Source organism: Catenuloplanes indicus, from assembly GCF_030813715.1.
GTDB lineage: Bacteria > Actinomycetota > Actinomycetes > Mycobacteriales > Micromonosporaceae > Catenuloplanes > Catenuloplanes indicus.
The window spans coordinates 4333174-4352793 of the sequence record NZ_JAUSUZ010000001.1; the positions used below are offsets into that span (position 1 = coordinate 4333174).

General features: G+C 72.0%; 16 protein-coding genes. 4 read left to right on the forward strand and 12 right to left on the reverse strand.

Going from position 1 to position 19620, the window contains the following annotated elements:
- Positions 1-17 precede the first annotated feature (17 nt).
- Positions 18-2105, reverse strand: coding sequence for a RecQ family ATP-dependent DNA helicase (locus J2S42_RS19480; protein ID WP_307241158.1), 2088 nt, complete (start codon positions 2103-2105; stop codon positions 18-20).
- A 51-nt stretch (positions 2106-2156) separates the two neighbouring features.
- The gene (locus J2S42_RS19485) at positions 2157-3260 is read right to left on the reverse strand and encodes a glycerophosphodiester phosphodiesterase (RefSeq protein ID WP_307241160.1); all 1104 of its coding nucleotides are present in this window, start codon (positions 3258-3260) and stop codon (positions 2157-2159) included.
- Between the two features lie 106 nt (positions 3261-3366).
- On the opposite strand from J2S42_RS19485, the gene J2S42_RS19490 reads away from it, so the two are divergent.
- Positions 3367-4701 (forward strand): TrkH family potassium uptake protein, encoded by a 1335-nt coding sequence (locus J2S42_RS19490; protein ID WP_307241162.1) that lies wholly within the window; start codon positions 3367-3369, stop codon positions 4699-4701.
- Positions 4694-5368: a potassium channel family protein gene (locus J2S42_RS19495; RefSeq protein ID WP_307241163.1), complete on the forward strand. Its 675-nt coding sequence runs from the start codon at positions 4694-4696 to the stop codon at positions 5366-5368. The genes J2S42_RS19490 and J2S42_RS19495 overlap by 8 nt, the downstream gene beginning before the upstream one ends.
- A gap of 33 nt (positions 5369-5401) precedes the next feature.
- Here J2S42_RS19495 and J2S42_RS19500 read toward each other — a convergent pair whose 3' ends face one another.
- Positions 5402-6922, reverse strand: a complete 1521-nt coding sequence (locus J2S42_RS19500; protein WP_307241165.1) for a fused MFS/spermidine synthase — start codon at positions 6920-6922, stop codon at positions 5402-5404.
- A 20-nt stretch (positions 6923-6942) separates the two neighbouring features.
- On the reverse strand, positions 6943-7929 hold the full coding sequence (locus tag J2S42_RS19505; protein WP_307241167.1) for a coiled-coil domain-containing protein: 987 nt from the start codon (positions 7927-7929) through the stop codon (positions 6943-6945).
- Positions 7930-8152: 223 nt separating this feature from the next.
- Between J2S42_RS19505 and J2S42_RS19510 the strand changes: the two genes are divergently transcribed.
- The gene (locus tag J2S42_RS19510; RefSeq protein WP_370879207.1) at positions 8153-8515 is read left to right on the forward strand and encodes a VOC family protein; all 363 of its coding nucleotides are present in this window, start codon (positions 8153-8155) and stop codon (positions 8513-8515) included.
- Here the strand turns inward: J2S42_RS19510 and J2S42_RS19515 are convergent.
- Genes J2S42_RS19515 through J2S42_RS19525 form a run of 3 tightly spaced genes read right to left on the reverse strand, consistent with a single transcriptional unit; the run spans position 8496 to position 11978 of the window.
- Positions 8496-9230: a sulfotransferase family protein gene (locus J2S42_RS19515; RefSeq protein ID WP_307241171.1), complete on the reverse strand. Its 735-nt coding sequence runs from the start codon at positions 9228-9230 to the stop codon at positions 8496-8498. The two genes, J2S42_RS19510 and J2S42_RS19515, sit on opposite strands and share 20 nt — an antisense overlap.
- On the reverse strand, positions 9227-10438 hold the full coding sequence (locus J2S42_RS19520) for an MFS transporter (RefSeq protein ID WP_307241173.1): 1212 nt from the start codon (positions 10436-10438) through the stop codon (positions 9227-9229). The genes J2S42_RS19515 and J2S42_RS19520 overlap by 4 nt, the downstream gene beginning before the upstream one ends.
- 4 nt (positions 10439-10442) lie before the next feature.
- Positions 10443-11978 carry a M28 family peptidase gene (locus J2S42_RS19525; protein ID WP_307241175.1) on the reverse strand — a complete coding sequence of 512 codons (1536 nt, stop codon included), beginning with the start codon at positions 11976-11978 and terminating at the stop codon, positions 10443-10445.
- Positions 11979-12184: 206 nt separating this feature from the next.
- Here J2S42_RS19525 and J2S42_RS19530 point away from each other — a divergent pair, with 206 nt between their 5' ends.
- A complete protein-coding gene (locus tag J2S42_RS19530) occupies positions 12185-15055 on the forward strand; it encodes an AfsR/SARP family transcriptional regulator (protein ID WP_307241177.1) in 2871 nt (956 codons plus the stop codon).
- A 1-nt stretch (position 15056) separates the two neighbouring features.
- On the opposite strand, the gene J2S42_RS19535 is transcribed toward J2S42_RS19530, so the two are convergent.
- From J2S42_RS19535 to J2S42_RS19555, 5 genes are all read right to left on the reverse strand, one after another.
- Positions 15057-15857 carry an inositol monophosphatase family protein gene (locus J2S42_RS19535; RefSeq protein ID WP_307248857.1) on the reverse strand — a complete coding sequence of 267 codons (801 nt, stop codon included), beginning with the start codon at positions 15855-15857 and terminating at the stop codon, positions 15057-15059.
- 5 nt (positions 15858-15862) lie between these two features.
- On the reverse strand, positions 15863-16315 hold the full coding sequence (locus J2S42_RS19540) for a response regulator (RefSeq protein WP_307241179.1): 453 nt from the start codon (positions 16313-16315) through the stop codon (positions 15863-15865).
- Positions 16312-17922 carry a sensor histidine kinase gene (locus tag J2S42_RS19545; protein ID WP_307241181.1) on the reverse strand — a complete coding sequence of 537 codons (1611 nt, stop codon included), beginning with the start codon at positions 17920-17922 and terminating at the stop codon, positions 16312-16314. Before J2S42_RS19545 ends, J2S42_RS19540 begins: the two co-directional genes overlap by 4 nt.
- Positions 17922-19133: a PP2C family protein-serine/threonine phosphatase gene (locus tag J2S42_RS19550; RefSeq protein WP_307241184.1), complete on the reverse strand. Its 1212-nt coding sequence runs from the start codon at positions 19131-19133 to the stop codon at positions 17922-17924. The genes J2S42_RS19545 and J2S42_RS19550 overlap by 1 nt, the downstream gene beginning before the upstream one ends.
- A gap of 109 nt (positions 19134-19242) precedes the next feature.
- Positions 19243-19575: a hypothetical protein gene (locus J2S42_RS19555; protein WP_307241187.1), complete on the reverse strand. Its 333-nt coding sequence runs from the start codon at positions 19573-19575 to the stop codon at positions 19243-19245.
- Positions 19576-19620: the final 45 nt, after the last annotated feature.

Here is a 19620-nt window from a genome sequence, read left to right on the forward strand (position 1 = left end):
ACGGGCGCTGACGTCGCTCAGCCCGCCACGGCCAGCGCGAGCGGCAGCACCGCGGACGCGCCGGACCGGCGCAGCAGCCGGGCCGCGAGCGTCATCGTCCAGCCGGAGTCGACCAGGTCGTCGACGAGCAGCACCGGACCGGACACCGACCCGTCCAGCTCGAACGCGTCGTGCAGCAGCCGGACGCGCTGCGCGCTGTTGCTGCGGGACGGCGTGAAGCCGTCGTCGTCGCGGCGGGTGATCGTGCCGAGCACCGGCAGGCGGCCGACCGTGGCGATCAGGTCGGCCAGGCTGCGGGTGAGGACCGGCCGGCGGCGGGACAGGATCGGCACGATGCCGACCGGGCGGGACTCCCACTGCTCGGGACCGTGCGACCAGTCCTTGAGCACCTCGACCACGGCGCCGAGCAGGTCGTCGGGCAGCGGGACGTCGGGCGCACCGTCGGCGAGCAGCGCGCGCAGCCGATCGCCCCAGCCCAGGTCGGAGAGGCGGCCGACGGCACGGCCGGTCGCGGCCTGCTCGGTCGCCGGGATGCGGCCCTTGAGCGGCACGCCGACCGACTCCATGCCGGTCGGCCACATCGCCTTCGGCGGGAGGTCGAGGCCCGGGCGGCCGAGGAAGGCCTTGGCGGCCGCGAGCGCCTGTGCGGAGACGTCGGCCGGCAGCACCGGGCCCGCGCACAGGTCGCAGCGCCCGCAGGCGGTGGCCCCGGCGTCGTCGAGGCGCTCGCGGAGGAAGAGCATGCGGCAACCGGTGGTCATCGCGCCGTACTCCCGCATGGCGCGCTGCTCGGCCTCGCGGGCCTCGGCGACCCGGCGCAGGCGAGGGGCGTCGTAGGTCCACGGCTGGCCGGTGCTGATCCAGCCGCCCTTGACCCGGCGAACGGCACCGTCCACGTCCAGCACCTTCAGCATCAGTTCCAGGCGGCTGCGGCGCAGGTCGACGCGGGGCTCCAGTGCGGGCACCGAGATCGGGCGGTCGGAGAGCGCGGCCAGCACGGTGTGCACCTGTTCCTCCGGCGGGAACGCCATGGAGGCGAAGTATCGCCAGATGGCCGCGTCCTCCGGGCCGGGGAGCAGCAGCACCTCGGCGTGGTCGACGCCGCGCCCCGCCCGCCCGACCTGCTGGTAGTACGCAATGGGCGACGGCGGTGCGCCGAGGTGCACGACGAAGCCGAGGTCGGGCTTGTCGAAGCCCATGCCGAGCGCGGACGTGGCGATCAGCGCTTTGATCTTGTTGTCCAGCAGGTCCTGCTCGGCGGCGCGGCGCTCCGCGTCCTCCGTCTGGCCGGAGTAGGACGCGACCGCGAACCCTCGCGAGCGCAGGAACTCGGTGGCCTCGGTCGCGGCGGCCACGGTCAGCGTGTAGACGATGCCGGAGCCGGGCAGCGCGTCGAGGTGGTCGGCGAGCCAGGCGAGCCGGTGCGCGGCCGACGGCAGCCGGTGCACGGCCAGCCGCAGCGACTCCCGGTCGAGCGGACCGCGCAGCACCAGCGCACCGGCACCGAGCTGCTCGGCCACGTCGGCCGTGACGCGCGCGTTGGCGGTGGCGGTGGTGGCGAGCACCGGCGTGTGCTCGGGCAACCCGGCCAGGAACGTGCGCAGCCGCCGGTAGTCCGGCCGGAAGTCGTGGCCCCAGTCGGAGACGCAGTGCGCCTCGTCCACCACCAGCAGGCCGGTGGTGGCGGCGAGCTCGGGCAGCACATTGTCGCGGAAGTCGGGGTTGTTCAGCCGCTCCGGACTGATCAGCAGCACGTCGACCGCGCCGGACGCGACCTCCGCGGTGATCTGACCCCACTCCTCCAGATTCGCCGAGTTGATGGTGCGGGCGTGGATGCCGGCCCGGGCCGCGGCCTCGACCTGGTTGCGCATCAGCGCCAGCAGCGGCGAGACGATCACGGTGGGCCCGGCACCCAGCTCGCGGAGCAGCGCGGTCGCCACGAAGTAGACCGCGGACTTGCCCCAGCCGGTGCGCTGCACGCAGAGCACCCGCTGGAACGAGACCACCAGCGCCTCGATCGCCCGCCACTGGTCCTCACGGAGGCGGGCGTGCTCGCCCGCCAGCCGCCGCAGCACAGCTTCCGCCCGCTCCCGCACCTCAGTCACCCGACCTGTCTACCACCGGGCACCGACACCGAAGGGGCAGCCTGTGGATAACTAGCCTGCCTGTGGAAGACCCGCGCGCGCCGCCACCGCGGTGTCCGGGTGGTCGGCGAAGACGCCGTCCACGCCGAGCGAGTAGAACAGCTCGTACTCCGCGGTGATGTCGCCGCGCGCGTTCGGGTCCGTGCCGATCCGGAAGTCGGCCGGCAGGAACTGGTTCTCCGCCCGGAACGTCCACGCGTGCACGACCATCCCGAGCCGGTGCGCGTCCCGCACCACGGCCGTCGGCGCCAGCAGTTTCCCGGACGCGTCCCGCGGCACGATCAGGTTCTTGTTCGCGCCGACGCCGGACGCGTACCCGCTGACCCACCTGAGCCCGTCGGAAGACGCCAGATCGGCATAGGTCCGCGGGTCACCGGCGACGACGAAGTCGTAGGGCCGCCCCGCCGCGTCCATCAGCTGCGCCAGCCGCACCCCGGTCAGCCGGCGCAACCGCCGCAGGTTCGCGGTCTCGAACGACTGGATGATCACCGGCGACCGGCGGTCCCGCCACCCGGCCGCGTGCAGCGTCCGGACCAGCGGCTCCTCCAGCGGCAGCCCGATCGACTGGAAGTACGTCGGGTGCTTCGTCTCCGGGTACACCCCGATCGTCCGCCCGCGGCTCCGCGACTCCGCCTTCGCCAGGTCGACGACCTCCTGGAACGTGGGGATCTGGAACCGGCCGTCGAACGCCGTGTTCGCCGTCCGGACCAGCGGCAGCCGCTCCTCGGCCCGCAGCGTCCGCAGCTCCGCCAGCGTGAAGTCCTCGGTGAACCAGCCGCTCACGGCCGTACCGTCGATGGTCTTGGTGGTCTTCCGCGACGCGAACTCGGCGCGGGTGGCCACGTCGGTGGTCCCGGAGATCTCGTTCTCGTGTCGCGCGACCAGCACGCCGTCGCGCGTCGACACCAGGTCCGGCTCGATGAAGTCGGCGCCCATCCGGATCGCCAGCCGGTAGGCCTCCAGCGTGTGTTCCGGCCGGTAGCCGCTGGCCCCGCGGTGCGCGATCACCAGCGGCTTCGTGCGGGCGGCGGGGGCGGCGGAGGCGGGGGCGGCGGGGGCAACGGCCAGCCCGATTCCGGCCAGCCCGAGGGAAGTGGTCACGGCACGACGTCTCATCACCGCATCCAATCGACAGGAAACGAAATATTCACGACCCTGAGGTGAACCGCGCGAGAGTGTCAAGTGGCCCGGATCGCACCCGGGTGATAGACAGTCCCACGCCATGCGTCGTCAACTGCAGCACCCCGCCCGCATCGTGCCCGCGGCGTTCCTCGCCCTGGTGGTGGTCGGGACGGTGCTCATGATGCTGCCCGTCTCGCGCGCCGAGCCGGGCTTCGCGCCGTTCGTCACGGCCCTGTTCACCGCCACCTCCGCGGTCTGCGTGACCGGCCTGGCGGTGGTGGACACCGGCACCTACTGGTCCCCGTTCGGCCTCGGCATGATCACCGTGCTGACCCAGATCGGCGGCCTCGGCATCATGGTGATGGCCACGCTGCTCGGCGTGCTCATCTCGCAGCGCCTCGGCCTGCGTGGCCGCCTGATGGCGCAGACCGAGAGCCGTACGCTGGAGACCGCGGACATCGGCCGGATGGTGCTGCGGATCGTGGCCGTCTCGTTCGTCTGCGAGGCGGTGATCGCGGCCGTGGTCGGGCTGCGGTTCTGGCTCGGCTACGACTACTCGTTCGGCCGCGCGGTGTGGGAGGGCGTCTTCCACTCGATCCAGGCGTTCAACAACGGCGGCTTCGCGCTCTACCCGGACAGCCTGATGCGGTTCGTCGGCGACGACTGGATCTGCATACCGCTGGTGCTGGGCGTGATGCTCGGCAGCATCGGCTTCCCGGTCATCTTCGAGCTGGCCCGCGAGTGGCGCACGCCCGCGAGATGGTCGACGCACACCCGGCTGACCGTGTGGGGCTCGATCGTGCTGGGCGTCTTCGGCTTCATCTTCGTGCTGGCGTTCGAGTGGAACAACCCGTCCACGTTCGGCCCGCTGAGCTGGGGTGACAAGGTGCTGGCCGCGTTCACCCAGGACGTGATGACCCGGTCCGGCGGCTTCAACAGCGTCGACTTCGGCGCGATGCACCAGGAGACGCTGACCATCAGCACCGCGCTGATGTTCATCGGCGGCGGCAGCGGCTCCACCTCCGGCGGCATCAAGCTGACCACGTTCTTCCTGCTGGCGTTCGTGATCCTGGCGGAGATCCGGGGCGAGCCGGACGTGGTGATCGGCCGCCGCCGGATCGCGGAGACCACGCAGCGGCAGGCGATGACCGTGGCGCTGCTCGGCGTCGCGCTGGTCGGCACCGGCACGCTCGCGCTGCTCGCCATCGACCGGGACATCACGCTGGACCGGGCGATCTTCGAGGCCACGTCCGCGTTCGCCACGGTCGGCCTGTCCACCGGCATCACGCCGACCCTGCCGGAGAGCGGGCAGGTGGTACTCGTCATCCTGATGTACGTGGGGCGGGTCGGCACCATCGCCGTCGGCTCCGCGATCGCCCTGAACACCCGCCAGCGGCTCTACCGCTATCCCGAGGAGCGACCCATCGTTGGCTAGCAACGGCAGAAGCAACCTCGACGACAACGTGGTGGTGATCGGGCTCGGCCGGTTCGGCGGCCAGGTCGCCGACTCGCTGCTGCGCCTGGGGCATGAGGTGCTCGGCATCGACGAGAGCCCGAAGATCGTCCAGCAGTGGTCGGACCGGCTCACCCACGTGGCGCAGGCCGACTCGACCGACAACGACGCGCTGCGACAGCTCGGCGTGCACGAGTTCCAGCGTGCGGTGGTCGGCATCGGCACCGACATCGAGGCCAGCGTGCTCACCGTGCTCGCGCTGACCGAGATCGGCATCACCGAGATCTGGGCCAAGGCGATCTCCGCGAAGCACGGCAAGATCCTGTCCTCGGTCGGCGCGAACCACGTGATCTATCCCGAGGCGGTGATGGGCGACCGCGTGGCACACCTGATCACCAGCAAGATGATCGACTTCATCGAGTTCGACCAGGGCTTCGCGATCGCGAAGGTGCGCGCGCCGCAGGACACCGCCGGCCGCTCGCTCGCCGACATCGGGCTGCGGAAGCGGCACGGCATCACGGTGATCGCGGTCCGGCCCCCGGACGGCAGCTTCATCTTCGCGGAGGCGGCGACGCTGGTGCCGGCCGGCAGCAAACTGATCGTGGCCGGCACCCCGAAACAGGTCCAGGCGTTCGCCGCGACGACCTGAAAACGTTTCCACGGTACGGCCGAGAGCGCCGGGCTACCGGGAGAGCAGCTGGTCGACCGGCGCGTAGTCGTCGGTCAGCACCCGGGCGTCGTCGACGAACGCGGCCAGCTCCGCGCCGTCCAGCATGGTCACCGGGCCCGGCACGGTCTGCGCCATCCGCGCCCGGATCGCGTCCAGCGGCAGCGGCGCGGCGGACGCCACGATCACGAAGTTCGCGCCCTCCTTCCCGGCCAGCCCGTCCGGCGGCCCGATCAGCGCCACGTGCGGGAACACGTCCTGCACGGTCGCGGTCTGCGCGCGGATGAAGTGCAGCGGCGGGTAGTCGATGACGTTCTGGGCGTAGATCGCGCCGTCCTTCATCGCGCCCCGGACCTGCACCGCCATCTCCCGCGTCGACAGGTGCCACGGCACCACCAGGTCGCCGAACGCGTCGCCGACCACGAAGTCCGCGGCACCGGCCGGCTGCCCGGCCAGCGACACCCGCGCGTCGCCGACCACCACGCGCAGGTCCGGGCCGGTCTCCAGGCCCAGTTCGGCCTTGTCCAGCTCGACCAGTTCGCCGTCCAGCTCCAGCACGGTCTGCGCGCTGCCCGGCCGGACCGCGGCCAGGTACTGCGGCAGCGTGAAACCGCCGCCGCCGACGTGCAGCGCGGTCACCGGCGCACCGGCCGGTGCGGCCACGTCGGAGACCGCCGCGATCCACTGCACGTACTCGAACTCCAGGTGCCGCGGGTCGTTCAGGTCCACGTAGGAGTGGTCGCCGGCGTTCAGCACCAGCGTGCGGCCGCCCGGCCGGTTCTGGTCCGCGACCACGGAGGCGCAGCTGTACTCCGTCTCCACGTCGCACGGCGTCGGCGCGATCGCGGTCAGCCCCGCGGCGACGAGCCCCACCACCGCGGCCGTGACCCGGGCCTTCGGCGTACCGGCCGCGTCCAGCCGACGCAGGTACCAGCCGAGCGCCAGGCCGCTCACGCCGAGCAGCACCGCCAGGCTCAGCATGATCACCCGGCTGGGCAGCGCCGCCACCAGCACGAACCCGGTGCCGAGCGTGGCCGTGATGCCGCCGAGCGTGCCCAGGCCGGAGAGCCGGCCCACCACCTGCCCGGTCCGGCGCAGGTCGGACAGCTGCAACTTCACCACCATCGGCGAGATCGCGGAGAGCAGCCCGGCCGGGACCACCACGGCGAGCGCGGTCAGCAGCAGCACGCCCCCGGCCGCGTTGCCGCGCAGGATCTCACCGGCGTAACGGATCAGCGGGAAGGTGAGCGCGGTCGCGATGCCGGCCAGGATCAGCGCCGGTGCCAGCATGGTGCGCGGGTCCCGGCGGTCGGCCAGCCAGCCACCGGCCCAGGCGCCGTACGCGATCGCGGCCAGCGCCATCCCGATCACCGAGCTGGTGGTCTGCAACGTGAGCCCGACGTACGGCCCGATCAGCCGCTGCGCCACGATCTCCAGCACCAGCACCGCGCCGCTGGACCCGAAGACCAGCGTGGCGGCGAGCGCGTCGGGCAGGGCTTTCGGCTGGTCTTCCACGGCTTTGGATTCGTCGTCCACCCGGCAAGTAAACACGGGCTTCAGTAGAGCGACACGTGTACGTGGTTCGTGTGCGTCGCGGACGGTGATCCTCGCCCGCTGTACGAGCGCCAGCCGTTGCCCGGCATCCAGATCTGCCGGTACCAGATCACGTAGAGCACGCCGAGCGAGTCCGCGTTGTGCACCAGGTAGGCGGCCAGCCGGTCGCCGTACTCCCGGTCGCCGCCGCGCGCGTTCACGTCCTCGAAGCCGTCCGCAGCGGCCGCGAAGTCGCAGGCCCGGCCGCGCGGATGCTCACCGCCGCCGCCCGGGCGGTAGCAGGAGACGAACCGCCGGAACCCGTCCGCCCGCGCCTGCCGCATCGCGTGCAGCGTGCGTGGCGTGACGCAGCCGCGCGTGGTCGGGTCCGCGACCGTGCACGACTCGTCCGGCCAGGCGCCGCCCGCGCTGCGCGGGGCCGGTTCCGCGGCGGCCGAGTCCGCGTCGACGAAACCGCCGGGGCCGCCGCCACCGGCCGCGGCCAGCGCGCGTTCGGCATCCTTGCGCCGCTTGGCCTGGATCTCCACCTGGCGTGCCTGCTCGCGCACCTCGTCGTCGATCGCGGTGCGCGCCCGTCGCGCCTCCGCCCGGGCCGTCCGCAGGTCACGCAGCCGCGCGTCGTCCAGCACCGCGATCGTCTCCAGCCCGGTGGTCCGCTCCAGGAACTCCAGCCGGTCGCGCGCGGCGAGCAGGAGCATCGGGCCGGAGATGCGGCCGCGCCGGTACGCCTCCCCCGCGACCACGCCGACCCGCGCGGTCAGCGTCACGATGTCCGCCTCGGCCTGCTTCAGCCGCAGCACCAGCGCGACCTGCCGCTTCTTCGACGCGTCCAGCCGCGCCTGCGCGTCGATGTGCGCCTTCGCGGCCTCCTCCAGCGCCTTCCGCAGCGTCCGGGTGCCACCCTCGTCGTCGCCGCGGTCCGGTTCCCGTCGCCCGGCCACCGCCACCGCCCCGGCCGGCGGCACCGCCACCGCCCCGGCCGGCGGCACCGCCGCCGCACCACCGCCCGGAACCGCCGCTGCGGCGTCCGGAGGTGAGAGCGGCGGAACCGCGCGCGCCGGCGGGACTGTGCTGAGAAGGACGAGCGTCGCCCCGACGACCGGAAGAATCCTCCTCATGGCGCGCGCCCGCCTCCTCGGTAGACCTGGATCGCGCGCCAGCCTATCTAGACTTACCCAGGTCAGAGCCCATACCGCGCGTACGGGGGACAACATGTTCCGAGAGCTCTACCCGATCCTGAGCACCACCCGCATGACCGATATGATCCATTTCTACGGCGACCTGCTCGGCGCACGCCAGACCTACCGGTTCCCGGACGACGGCCCGCCCGCCTACGTCGGCCTCACGCTCGGCACCGTCTCGGAGTTCGGCCTCGCCGCCACCGAGACCCCGCCGCCCGCGCGACGCCACATCGACCTGTGCGTCTACGCCGACGACTGCGACGCGGCCGTCGCCCACCTGCGCGACCACGGCGTCACGATCACCGAGGAGCCCGCCGATCAGCCGTGGGGGGAGCGCACAGCCCGCGTCACCGACCCCGACGGCAACCCGCTGGTCATCCTCTCCCGGCTCTGACCCCACGCCCGACGGCCCAGATCGCCAGTCCCGCCCCGGCCATCGCACCGGCCGCGGCCGCCACCCGGCGTCGCGTCGTCCGCGCTCGGGCACGCGCCTGACGCGCCTGGAAGGCCGCTCGTTCATTCGCCTTCGGAAATGGTTCGTCCGGCACCGGGACACCGAGGAACGCGCAGAGCGGCTCCCACCCGTCCCGGACCTCGAACACCAGCAGGCGTTCGGCCGCGACATGCGTCCGTACCGCATCGGTATGTCCCCGAAACGCGGCGACGGCACGGTCCCGGTCGGCGAACCGGCCGCCTTCGCGATCGCGCACCAGGTGCTGGACCTCGTCGAGCGCCGCCGCCCGACGCCATGGGAGCCGGAATCGCGGCGCCGAGGTCAGCGCCCGACCGATCGTCCCGGCCGCGCTCTCGTACCAGGTTTCCGGCTCACGCACGGTGAGGATGACCTTCGCCGCCGGGTAGGCGTCGACGAGATGCCGCCAGAAGGCGGTGCCCGGCGAGCCGACACTGGACCGGTAGCCAGCGAAGATCCGCTCCCATTCGGCGGCCTCCGGGTTACGCGCCGCCTCCGCCCAGTCCTCGGCACGCCACGGTTCGCCGTTGAGCACCCGCATGTGGTAGCACGGTCCGTAGCCGAGCCGCTCCAACGCCAGCATGAGCGAGGTGGTGCCGGTGCGCAGGAAACCCACGCCGATCACGTCGAGACTCACCGCAGACTTCCCTCCTCGGCGGCCTGCCCGGTGGTGGCCGGCACACGCCAGGCCAGCCAGCCCGCACAGGCGGTGGTGATGACAATCATCAGGATGAGCAGCGCCCGGTAGCCGAGGACGAGCGACAGTCCGGCGCCGAGCGCGATGGACACGGTCTGCGGCAGGCTCACCGCGCCCATCGCCGTGCCGAGCGCCCGGCCGCGCAGGTCAGCCGGCGTGCGACGTTGCACGGTGGTGATCAGACCGGCCGTCGTCCAGCAGATCGCGGCGCCGAACAGCAGCGCGCCCGCGGCCACGCCGGCCAGGTGCGGCACGAGGTAGAGCAGCGCGGCGGCGGCGATACCGGCGATCCCGGCCGTGACCAGGCGGATGTCGCCGAACCGCCGGGTGAACCAACCGGTGACGAGACCCGCGACGATAGTGCCGGCACCCTGGACACTGCTGAGCACGCCGACGAACGCGGCCGGTCGGTGCAGACCCTGGTCCACGATGGCGAAGATCAACGTCTGGGAGAAGCCCATCACCAGCAGTGCGAGGCCGAGCGCGAGTACCACGTCCCGCAGCACCGGCGTACCGAAGACGTGGCGCAGGCCCTGCGCCGTCTCCGCCGCCCAGCCGGCCGGCGCGGTGGACCGGCCCGGCCGGGCCGGCACGCGGACACCGAGCACGCAGAGCGCGGCGACCACGAACGTGAGCGCGTCGATCATGGCGACCACATGCCCACCGACCAGCGTGAACAGGCCCGCCCCGACCAGTGGCGCGAGCAACCGGACACCGCCGGACACGGTCTGCATCAGGCCGTTGGCGTCCGCCAGTTCGTCCTCCCGCGCGATCGTCGCCACGATCGTCGCCTGCGTCGGTCCGATCACGATGCCGGACAGTCCGTAGCAGAGAATGACCAGGTACAGCAGCCAGATCTGCTCCGGGCCGCGTACCAGCAGGGTCAGCAGCATGACGGCGGCCATGGAGAGGTTGGTGACGAGGAAGACACCGCGCGCGGAAAATCGGTCGATCAGCGCCCCGGCGAACGGTGCCAGCAGGTACGGGAATGCGACGAAGAAGAACGCCACACCGGCGGCCGCGTCGCTGCCAGTCAGCTCCTTGGCCCAGATCCCGAACGCGATGATCAGTGCGCGGTCGCCCAGCTGAGACAGCGTCTGCCCGATCAGCAGCAACCGGAAGCCCGGGTTACCCAGCAGCGCGCGCACCGACTCACACTCCTTCCGTCCGGGCCGCGGCAAGCACGTCGTCGACCTCCATGGCGAAACGGCCCACCTCCCAGCCGACCGCGCGTGCGTTACGGTCGTACTCAGCCATGTCGATGTTCGCGAGCCGGTCGCACGGCTGGTGATAGCAGGGGTCGAAGAGCCTCCCGACCTCTCCGCCGTAAAGTTTTACCTGCTCAGCGGTCTTCACCGCGTTCGCCCCACCGTCGTATCCACCGATCGGTATCCCCGCGTCGGCGAACGGCTCGTGGTCGGAGCCGAGGGCGGAGGCCGGCACCAGCTCATGCGCCAGCGTTCGATCCGCGTAGTGCTCCGAGATGACCGCGGAGACGACCGCCGACCCGGGCGGCACGCCCACACCGTCCACCACGAACCGTCCGAAGTTCGGCGATCCGAGCAGCTCCCAGTTCAGGTACAGTGCGATCTGTGACCGCTGTTCCGCGGTCAGCGTCGCCACGTAGTGGGTGGACCCCACGACGATCAGCTCCTCCGCGCCCCACCAGGCGAAGCGCACCCGGTTACGAACCCGGTGGCCGTCCGGAGCCAGGCGTAGCGCGGTCTCCAGCAGCGCCGCAGCGCTACTCGCGTTGTCGTTGATGCCGGGGCTCTCGGTCACGCTGTCCAGGTGCGCACCGGCCATAACCGTGCGATCCGCCCGGCCACCGGTCGTCTCGGCCAGGATGTTCTCGGTGACGCCGGACACCACATGCCCACGCAGGTCCAGGTGCAGCCGTACCGGTGCCGGCGCGGCGGCGAGTTGCTCAGCCCGGCGTTGCGTGATCGTGGCGACCGGCAACCTGGCGGCCGAGGTGTAACCGGCGTGCAGTGCCACCCGCAGCGTGGTGGCGAGCACGGCAGGCGCAACGCCGTAGGAGTCGGCACGTCGCGCGACGAAGCCGACCAGTCCGCCCGGCTCGGGGTCGGCGAGCCAGCGGGCGGTGAGCGAGGCCAGTTCGGTCCGCGCCGCGGTCGCCGTCGGCAGCTTCTCCGGGTAGAGGTGACCATCCATGCCGTCGGAGATGCTGTCGGCCAGCGGGACGAACCACGCTGGATCCGGTGCCGGTACTCCGAGCAGGCGGGAGATGGTCGACAGGGCGAGGGGCGCGGCAAAGTCCGTGACGAAGTCGAACGAATCGCGCCGCGCGAGAACGGCGAGACGGCTCGCCGCCTGCTGGGTCACCTCCTGCCGTACGCCGTCGTCGAACGCACCTCGCATGGCCTCGACGAACAGACGGCGCACCGGGGTCTGCTCCGGCGGATCGAGCGACTGGATGCTGCGGCCCGCCGGCGGAACGGTCTCGCCCACCCGCGACCAGTCCGCACTGAAGGATTCACCGTCGCGCAGCACCGCGACGCAGTCGTCGTAGCGACACAGCACCCAGGACTTCAGTGGCTCGTACCAGAAGGTCGGCTGCTCGCGGTGCAACACCGCGTACCAGCTGTTCGGATCATGCTGTGCGGCCGGTTCGGCCAGCGCGCGAAGCGGATCGAGCCGCGTGCGTGTATCACCGGCTGCCGTCATGACCGTCGCCCCGTCCCGTATGCCGGCCGAGACCGCGGCCGGTAGAGCATTTCGACGCTCGCCATTGTGTGGATCTTCGGCACAGCGTCGTCACAGGTTTTTCACCGGTCGCACGTGTTGACTGTTGTTAATTGGTGTTAACAATGCGTTCGATTCCCGCGCACCGTCGGTACACTGTGGACCTTGAGCCGTATAGGGGATCTCGGATGAAGTACGCCGTCTTGGGGCCGCTGCTCGTGTCGGCCAGCGGGCGGGAGGTCGCGATCGGCGGACCTCGATCGCAGCGCATCCTCGCCATGCTCCTGCTGCACGCCGAGCAGGTGGTCTCGGTTGATCAACTCGCCGAGGCCGGGTGGGACGACCGGTTGCCGAAGACGGTCCGGCGGCAGGTGCAGAACCGGGTGGCCGCGTTGCGTACCTGCCTGACCCGCGTCGGTGGCGTGATCGAGACTCATCCGGGCGGCTACCGGTTGCGGCTGACCGGCGACGAGCTGGACCTGCGGGTCTTCGACCGGCTTGTCGTACAGGCGCAGGAGGAGACCGATCCGTCGCGGGCCGCACCGGCCTTGCGGGCCGCGCTGGCGCTCTGGCGCGGGCCCGCCCTCGCCGGCCTCACCGGCTACGTCGTGGAAACGCTGGCCGGCGGGTTGAACGAGCGCCGGCTGACCGCGTACCTGGCATGCGTCGATGCCGAGCTGGCCGGTGGCGGCCATGCCCGGCTCGTGCCCGAGCTGCGCGAACTGGTCCGCCGGCATCCGCTGCGCGAGCGGTTCGCCGGCCAGCTCATGCAGGCGCTGGCCCGGTCCGGGCGCCGCACCGAAGCCCTGGAAACGTACCGTGACCTGCGGGATCGGCTGGTGGGTGAGCTGGGCGTCGAGCCGTCGGAGCCGGTGCGCGCCGTGCACCGGGCGGTGCTGTCCGGCGACGCCGAGATGACCGGTCCGGTGGCCGCGTTGCCGGTGCCACGTCAGCTTCCCGCCGACGTACCGGCGCTGGTCGGCCGGGCGGACGAGCTGGCCAAGGTGCGGGAAGCGCTCACCGCCGGCGCGGGCACGCCGCTCGTGGTGATCGAGGGAGTCGGCGGCGTCGGCAAGTCCGCGCTCGGCATCCGGGCCGCCCACCGGTCCGCCGAGGCGTTTCCCGACGGGCAGCTGTACGTCGATCTTCAGGGCTCCAGCGACGTCCTGCCGGCGCTGTCACCGCTGGACGTCCTCGGCCGTTTCCTCCGTGCGATCGGCGTCCGGCACGACGCGATCCCGGTCCAGCTGGCCGAGGCCGCCGCGCTGTTCCGTTCCGAGCTCGCGCGCCGCCGGCTGCTCGTGGTGCTGGACAACGCCCGCGACGCGACCCAGGTGCTGCCGTTGCTCCCCGGTGCGCCGGGCTGCGCGGTACTGATCACCGCGCGTCGCACCGTGGCGAACCTGCCGGGCGCGTATCACCTGCGCCTCGACGTCCTGACCGCGGCCGCGGCCGCCGAGCAGCTGGCGTTGCAGGCACGCCCGGCCCGGATCGACGCCGATCCGGCCGCGGTCGCGGAGGTGGCGCGGTGGTGCGGCTACCTGCCGCTGGCGCTCCGGGTCGCCGGGGCCCGGCTGGCGGCACGCCCGCACTGGACGGTCCGGGACCTGGCCGACCGGCTAGCCGACGCGCACCGCCGGCTCGACGAGCTGGAACTGCCCGACCTGGGGGTACGCACGAGTTTCGCCGCCTCGCACCGGGAGCTGGCCACCGGCGGCGACCGGGACCGGGCCGCGGCGGACGCCTTCGTGGCGCTCAGCCTGCTCGACGGGCCCGACGTACCGGTCATCCTGGCGGCGTGGCTGATCGACCGGCCGGTGCGGAAGACGGAACAGCTGGTCGAACGTCTGGTGGACGAGAGTCTGGTCGAGACGTCGGCGCCCGGCCGCTACCGGCTGCACGACCTACTCCGGCTGTACGGACGCGAACTGGCCGCGTCGTACCCGCCGGATCGGATCGCGGACGCTGTGGTCCGGGCGGTCCGTGGGTGCACGGCGACGGCCTGGACCGCGGTGGAGCTGATCGCCCCCGGGGACCGGCTGCTCGTCCACGCCGGGACGCGGGCGGACGGCGGCGTGCGTTTCGCCGGCACCCGCGCGGCGCTGGACTGGCTGGAGTCCGAACGGCACAACCTGACCGCCCTGGTCGTCCAGGCGGCCGCCACACCCGGCGTGCCCGGCGTCCTCGCCGCCCACCTGGCTCAGGCGCTGTACCCGTTCTTCCGGCTGCGGGGTCACTGGGGTGATGCCGCAGCGGCGAACCGGGTCGCCGTCGCGGTCGCTGAACGCGCCGGTGACCGCGACGCGCTGGCCGAGGCCCGGGTCTCACTCGGCGCCGCGCTCCGGCACCTGAACCGGCCGGCCGAGGCCGAGGCCGAGTTGCGGGCCGCCCTCGCCGCCCATCGCGAGTCGGGCAACGACGCCGGCCGGGCGCACGCGCTCCAGGTGCTGGGTCTGCTCCGGCACGACCTCGGCGACCGTGACCGGGCCGAGGAGTGCTACCGGGAGAGCCTGCTGCTCTACGACAGGGCCGGCAACATCCGCGGTCAGGCGACGGTGCTGGACAACCTCGGCACGGTCCATCGCGATCTGGGCCGGCATCGCCAGGCCCGCGACTGCCACGACCGGGCGTTGAGGATCTTCGAACAGCTCGGCGACCAGTACGGCATGAGCACGACGCGCCTGCTGCTCGGCATCCTGCTGCGGGAGAGCGGCTCGTCCGGCGCGGCGCTGGTGCACATGGACGCGTGCCTGGCCGGGTACCGGCGGCTGAGCGACCGACACGGAGAGATGGAGGCTCTGCATCATCGCGCGCTCCTGCATCGCGACGAGGGCCGGTTCTCCGCGGCGATGCGGGACCACGAGGCGGCGCTGTCCGCCTGCCGCGATCTGCAACGCCGCGACGCGGAGGCGCGGGAGCTGCGGGAGATGAGCCGGACCCTGGCCACCCGGGGGTACGCGGAGCGCGCTGATGCCACGCGGCGCCGAGCGGCCGCCCTGGCCGGCACCGGGCCGGCCATCGCCGACATGGTGCGCGACGTGGCCCGGCCGGGCGAATGAGCTAGCGGGTGCCCAGCAGGGTCGCGCGGACGTCCGCCCAGATGTCGTCGTTGGCCGCGACCAGCAGGCCCTTCTGCGGGTCGGTGACCTGGAACTCGGTGCCGTCGAGGCGGCGTGCGACGCCGCCAGCCTCGCGGGTGAAGAGGACGCCCGGCGCGTGGTCCCAGGGCAGCGTCTTCCAGAACAGCACGAAGTCCTGGACACCGCTGACCACGTCCGGATATTCCGCGCCCGCGCAGTGCTGGCTGGGCAGGATCGCCGCGATGTCGCCCGCGCGCATGCTGATCTCCGCGGCCATCTCCTCGGGCAGGTATTTCAGCATCACCGCGCCGCGCAGCGTGCTGACCGGCGCGGGACCGCCGCGGGTGGTCACGCGGACGCCGTCGACCCAGGCGCCGGAGCCGCGCTCGGCGACCGCCATCCGGTCGCGGGTCACGTCCAGGATCCAGCCGGCGCAGAGTTCGCCGTCCGCGATCAGCGCGGCCATCACCGCGAACGGCGTCCGGCCGAAGGCGAAGTTGCCGGTGCCGTCGAGCGGGTCGACGAGCCAGACCGGGCCGGTCTCGCAGATGCGGCGCAGCAGGCCCGGGTCCTCCGCGACGCTCTCCTCGCCGACCACGGTGGAACCGGGCAGCAGCCGCAGCAGGCCCTCGGTGAGCAGCTTCTCGGAGCGCTGGTCGGCGACGGTGACCAGGTCACCCGGTGCCTTCTCGCGCACGTCGGACGCGTCGAGCTTCTTGAAGAGCGGGAGCACGACGGTCTGGGCGGCCTCGCGGACGAGGTCGCCGACCCGATCGATCAGCTCACTCAAGGCCGCGGCGGCAGCTTCACGACGCTGACGAAGAACTCGTCGATCTGACGGACCACCGCGATGAAGCGGTCGAAGTCGACCGGCTTCGTCACGTACGCGTTCGCGTGGAGCTGGTAGCTGCGGAGGATGTCCTCGTCGGCCTGGGAGGTGGTGAGGATGACGACCGGGATGCGGCGCAGCTTCTCGTCCCGCTTGATCTCCTCCAGCACCTCGCGGCCGTCCCGCCGGGGCAGGTTGAGGTCGAGCAGGATCAGGTCGGGCAGCACCACGCCCTCGTACTTGCCCTCCTGGCGGAGGTAGGCCAGCGCCTCCGCACCGTCGGACACGACCGTGAGCCGATTGCGCAGCTTGTGCTCGTCGAACGCCTCCTGTGTCATGAGCACGTCGCCGGGATCGTCCTCGACGAGGAGCACCTCGATCGGGCTCTTGCCATCGGCCGGCGCGGTCATGCGGTCTCCTCCTGAAGCTGCGGGGTGCCCTGATCGGAGGGCAGTTCGGCCGCCTCGGAGGCGATCACCGGGAGCGTGAACCTGATGGCCGTGCCCCCGCTGTAGTCCGAATCGATCCAAATCCGGCCACCATGGTACTCGACGATCTTCTTGGCGATGGCCAGTCCGATCCCGGTACCGGGGTAGGCGTCCTTGGCATGCAGCCGCTGGAAGATCACGAAGACCTTGTCCGCGAACTCGGCCTCGATGCCGATGCCGTTGTCCTCGCAACTGATCTCCCACTGGTCGCCGACCTGGCGGGACTTGATCTCGACGCGCGGCGGCACCTCCGGCTTGCGGAACTTCAGCGCGTTGTTGACCAGGTTGGCCAGCAGGTTGGTGAGCAGCGGCTCCTCGCCCCGGATGGTGGGCAGGTCATGGAAGACGATCTCGCCGTCCGCGTACTCGCGGGCCGCGTCGAGCTGGCCGCTGACCTCGTCCATCACCTTGTTCAGGTCGACCTCGGTGAAGCCGGATGTGATCCGGCCGATCCGGGAGAACGCCAGCAGGTCGTTGATCAGGCGCTGCATGCGCTGGGCGCCGTCGACCGCGAAGTAGATGTACTGGTCGGCGCGTTCGTCCAGCTTGCCGCCGTACCGCCGCTGGAGCAGCTGGCAGAAGCTGGCCACCTTGCGCAGCGGCTCCTGAAGGTCGTGCGAGGCGACGTAGGCGAACTGCTCCAGGTCGCGGTTGGACCGGGTGAGCTCCTCGTGCTGCTCCTCCAGCCGCTTGTTGGTGGCCTCGATCGCAACGCGCGCCGCGATCACCTCGGCCAGGTCTTCGGCGATCTTGCGGCGCATACCGTCGATGTCGTCGGCGAGCGCGGCCAGCTCCGGCACGCCGGAGGCGGAGATCCGGTGCTGGTAGTCGCCGGCCGCGACCAGGCGGGCCTCGGCCGCGAGGTCGGTGACCGGCTTGATGACGAATCGCTCCAGCAGCAGGAGCAGCGCGGCACCGGCCACGATGATCACCACGGCCGCGAGGATCAACAGGAAGATCAGCAGGTTGGCGGTGGCCTCTGTCTGGTCGGCGAAGAGGTTGCGCAGCGCGAGGATGTCGCCCTGCAGCGTGGCGACGTCCGCCCGCAGCACGTCGAACCGTTGCCGGCTGCCCTGGTCGATGATCTCCTGGGCACGACGGCTGTCACCGTCCTGCACCGCCTTGATCACCGGCTCCGCGATCACGGCTCGCCACTCCCGGGAACCGGAGGTCACCGCTTCGAGCTGATCGGCCACGGCCCGGTCGTGGGAGCTGTCGCCGAGCAGGTCGGACATCTCCGCGATGAGCTGCTGCTCAGCGGCGAGACCGCTCCGGTACGGCGCGAGGTCCTCCTCGTCCGCGGTGAGCACGTACCCGCGGATCGCGGTCTCCTGGTCCAGCAACGCGCTCTGCAGGCTCTGACCGGCGACCCGCATCGGCCCGGTCTTCTCCAGGATGACCCGCAGCCCTTCGCGGTTCTCCGCCGCGGTGATCGCCGCGACCACGGCGAGCGCGCCGAGGATCACCGCCACCACGACCGTCAGCGCGATCGCCCGCGTCCGCAGCGTCCAGCCCTTACCGGCCGCCATCAGCGACCCCTCCCCCGCGAGATCAACAGCATGGCGACGTCATCGGCGAGCGCGCCGCCGTTCAGCTCCTCCGCGCGCCCGACCAGCCACGGCGGCAGTTCGGCGAGCGGTATGTCGGTGGCCGGCGGCTCGGCGAGCAGCCGGCAGAGGCCGGAGACGTCCAGCCGCTCGGTGCCCTGGCCGACGTGGCCCTCGATCAGGCCGTCCGTGTACATCAGGATCGACCAGTCCTCGGACGGGAACTCGATGTCGAACGACCGGACCGGGCGCGGGCTGACGCCGAGCAGCAACCCGTTCGGCGCCGGGATCGGCTTCACCTCGCCACCGGCGAGCAGCAGCGGCTGCGGGTGCCCGGCGAGGCGGACCGTGGCCCGGTTCGCGTCCAGGTCCAGCTTGATCGCGGCGACCGTGGTGAAGATCTCCGGCAGCCGGCGCTCGCTGATCAGCACCTGCTCCAGCGCGGGCAGGATCTCGTCGTCCGGCACACCGGCCACCACCAGAGCGCGCCACGCGACCCGCAGCTCGACGCCGAGCGCGGCCTCGTCCACGCCGTGCCCGCAGACGTCGCCGACGATCAGCTGCAGGTGCCCCTCCGCGGTCTGCACCACGTCGTAGAAGTCGCCGCCGATCAGGCCCCGGCTGCGGCCCGGCCGGTAGAACATGTGCACGGCCGCCTGCTTGGTGTCGCGCAGCAGCGGCTGGGGCAGCAGGCCACGCTCCAGGCGGGCGGACTCGGCCTGGCGCAGCTCCGCCTCGCGCAGACGCAGCGCGTTCTCGTCGGCGCGCTTGCGCTCGACCGCGTAGCGCAGCGCCCGGGTCAGCAGCACGCCGTCGACCTGGCCCTTGACCAGGTAGTCCTGGGCGCCCTCGGCGACCGCGTCCACGCCGAGGTGCTCGTCCTGCCGGCCGGTGAGCACGCAGACCGCGGACCGGCCGGCCATGGTCAGCACGCGGCGGAGACCGTCCAGGCCCTGCGCGTCGGGCAGACCCAGATCGAGCAGGATGCAGTCGACACCGGCGATCCGGCTCTGCGCCTCGGTGAGGCTGCGCGCCACCTGCAGCTCCACCGACGCGTTCGCCTCGGCCAGCAGCTCGCTGACCAGGAACGCGTCACCCTCGTCGTCCTCGATGAGGAGCACATGAAGGCGCCCGGCCACCGTGGGCAGGGCGCCGTCGCGGGGCAGCCCCCGCGTCGCGGGCGGGATGCTCATGCCCCGACCTCACTGTTATGGGTCACCGCTACTCGTTCCGGGTGATGGGCGGGAGAAGCATCGCTGATCGTGGCCCAAACGGAGCGGACGCACAACACGTCTATCCGTTTCATGAGGGAGGCGACGCTCCCCAGGACCGGATGTGTTCGGCGCGGGCCGCGAGTGTCGCACCGAAGATGCCGCCCACCGTCCCGCAGTCGTAGCAGGTCAGTGACGTGTCCAGTCGGCGTGAGCCGCAGGAGGGGCATTGCCCGCGGTCGCCGGGGTCGGTGTAGGCGTCCAGCGCGGCGGCGAGTGCCCGCGCGGTGTACCCGGTCAGGTCGGCCCGCAGCCCCGCCACCTGCACCGTGGCAACCGGCCCGTCGCCGGGCGCGGTGTCGTACGGCTCGACCCGTTCGAGGAATCGCTCGAGCGCGGCCGCGAGGTCGGGGATGCGCGACATGTGTCCACGCTAGGGCACTCGCCGTAGCGGCCCCCAGCGGGGCGT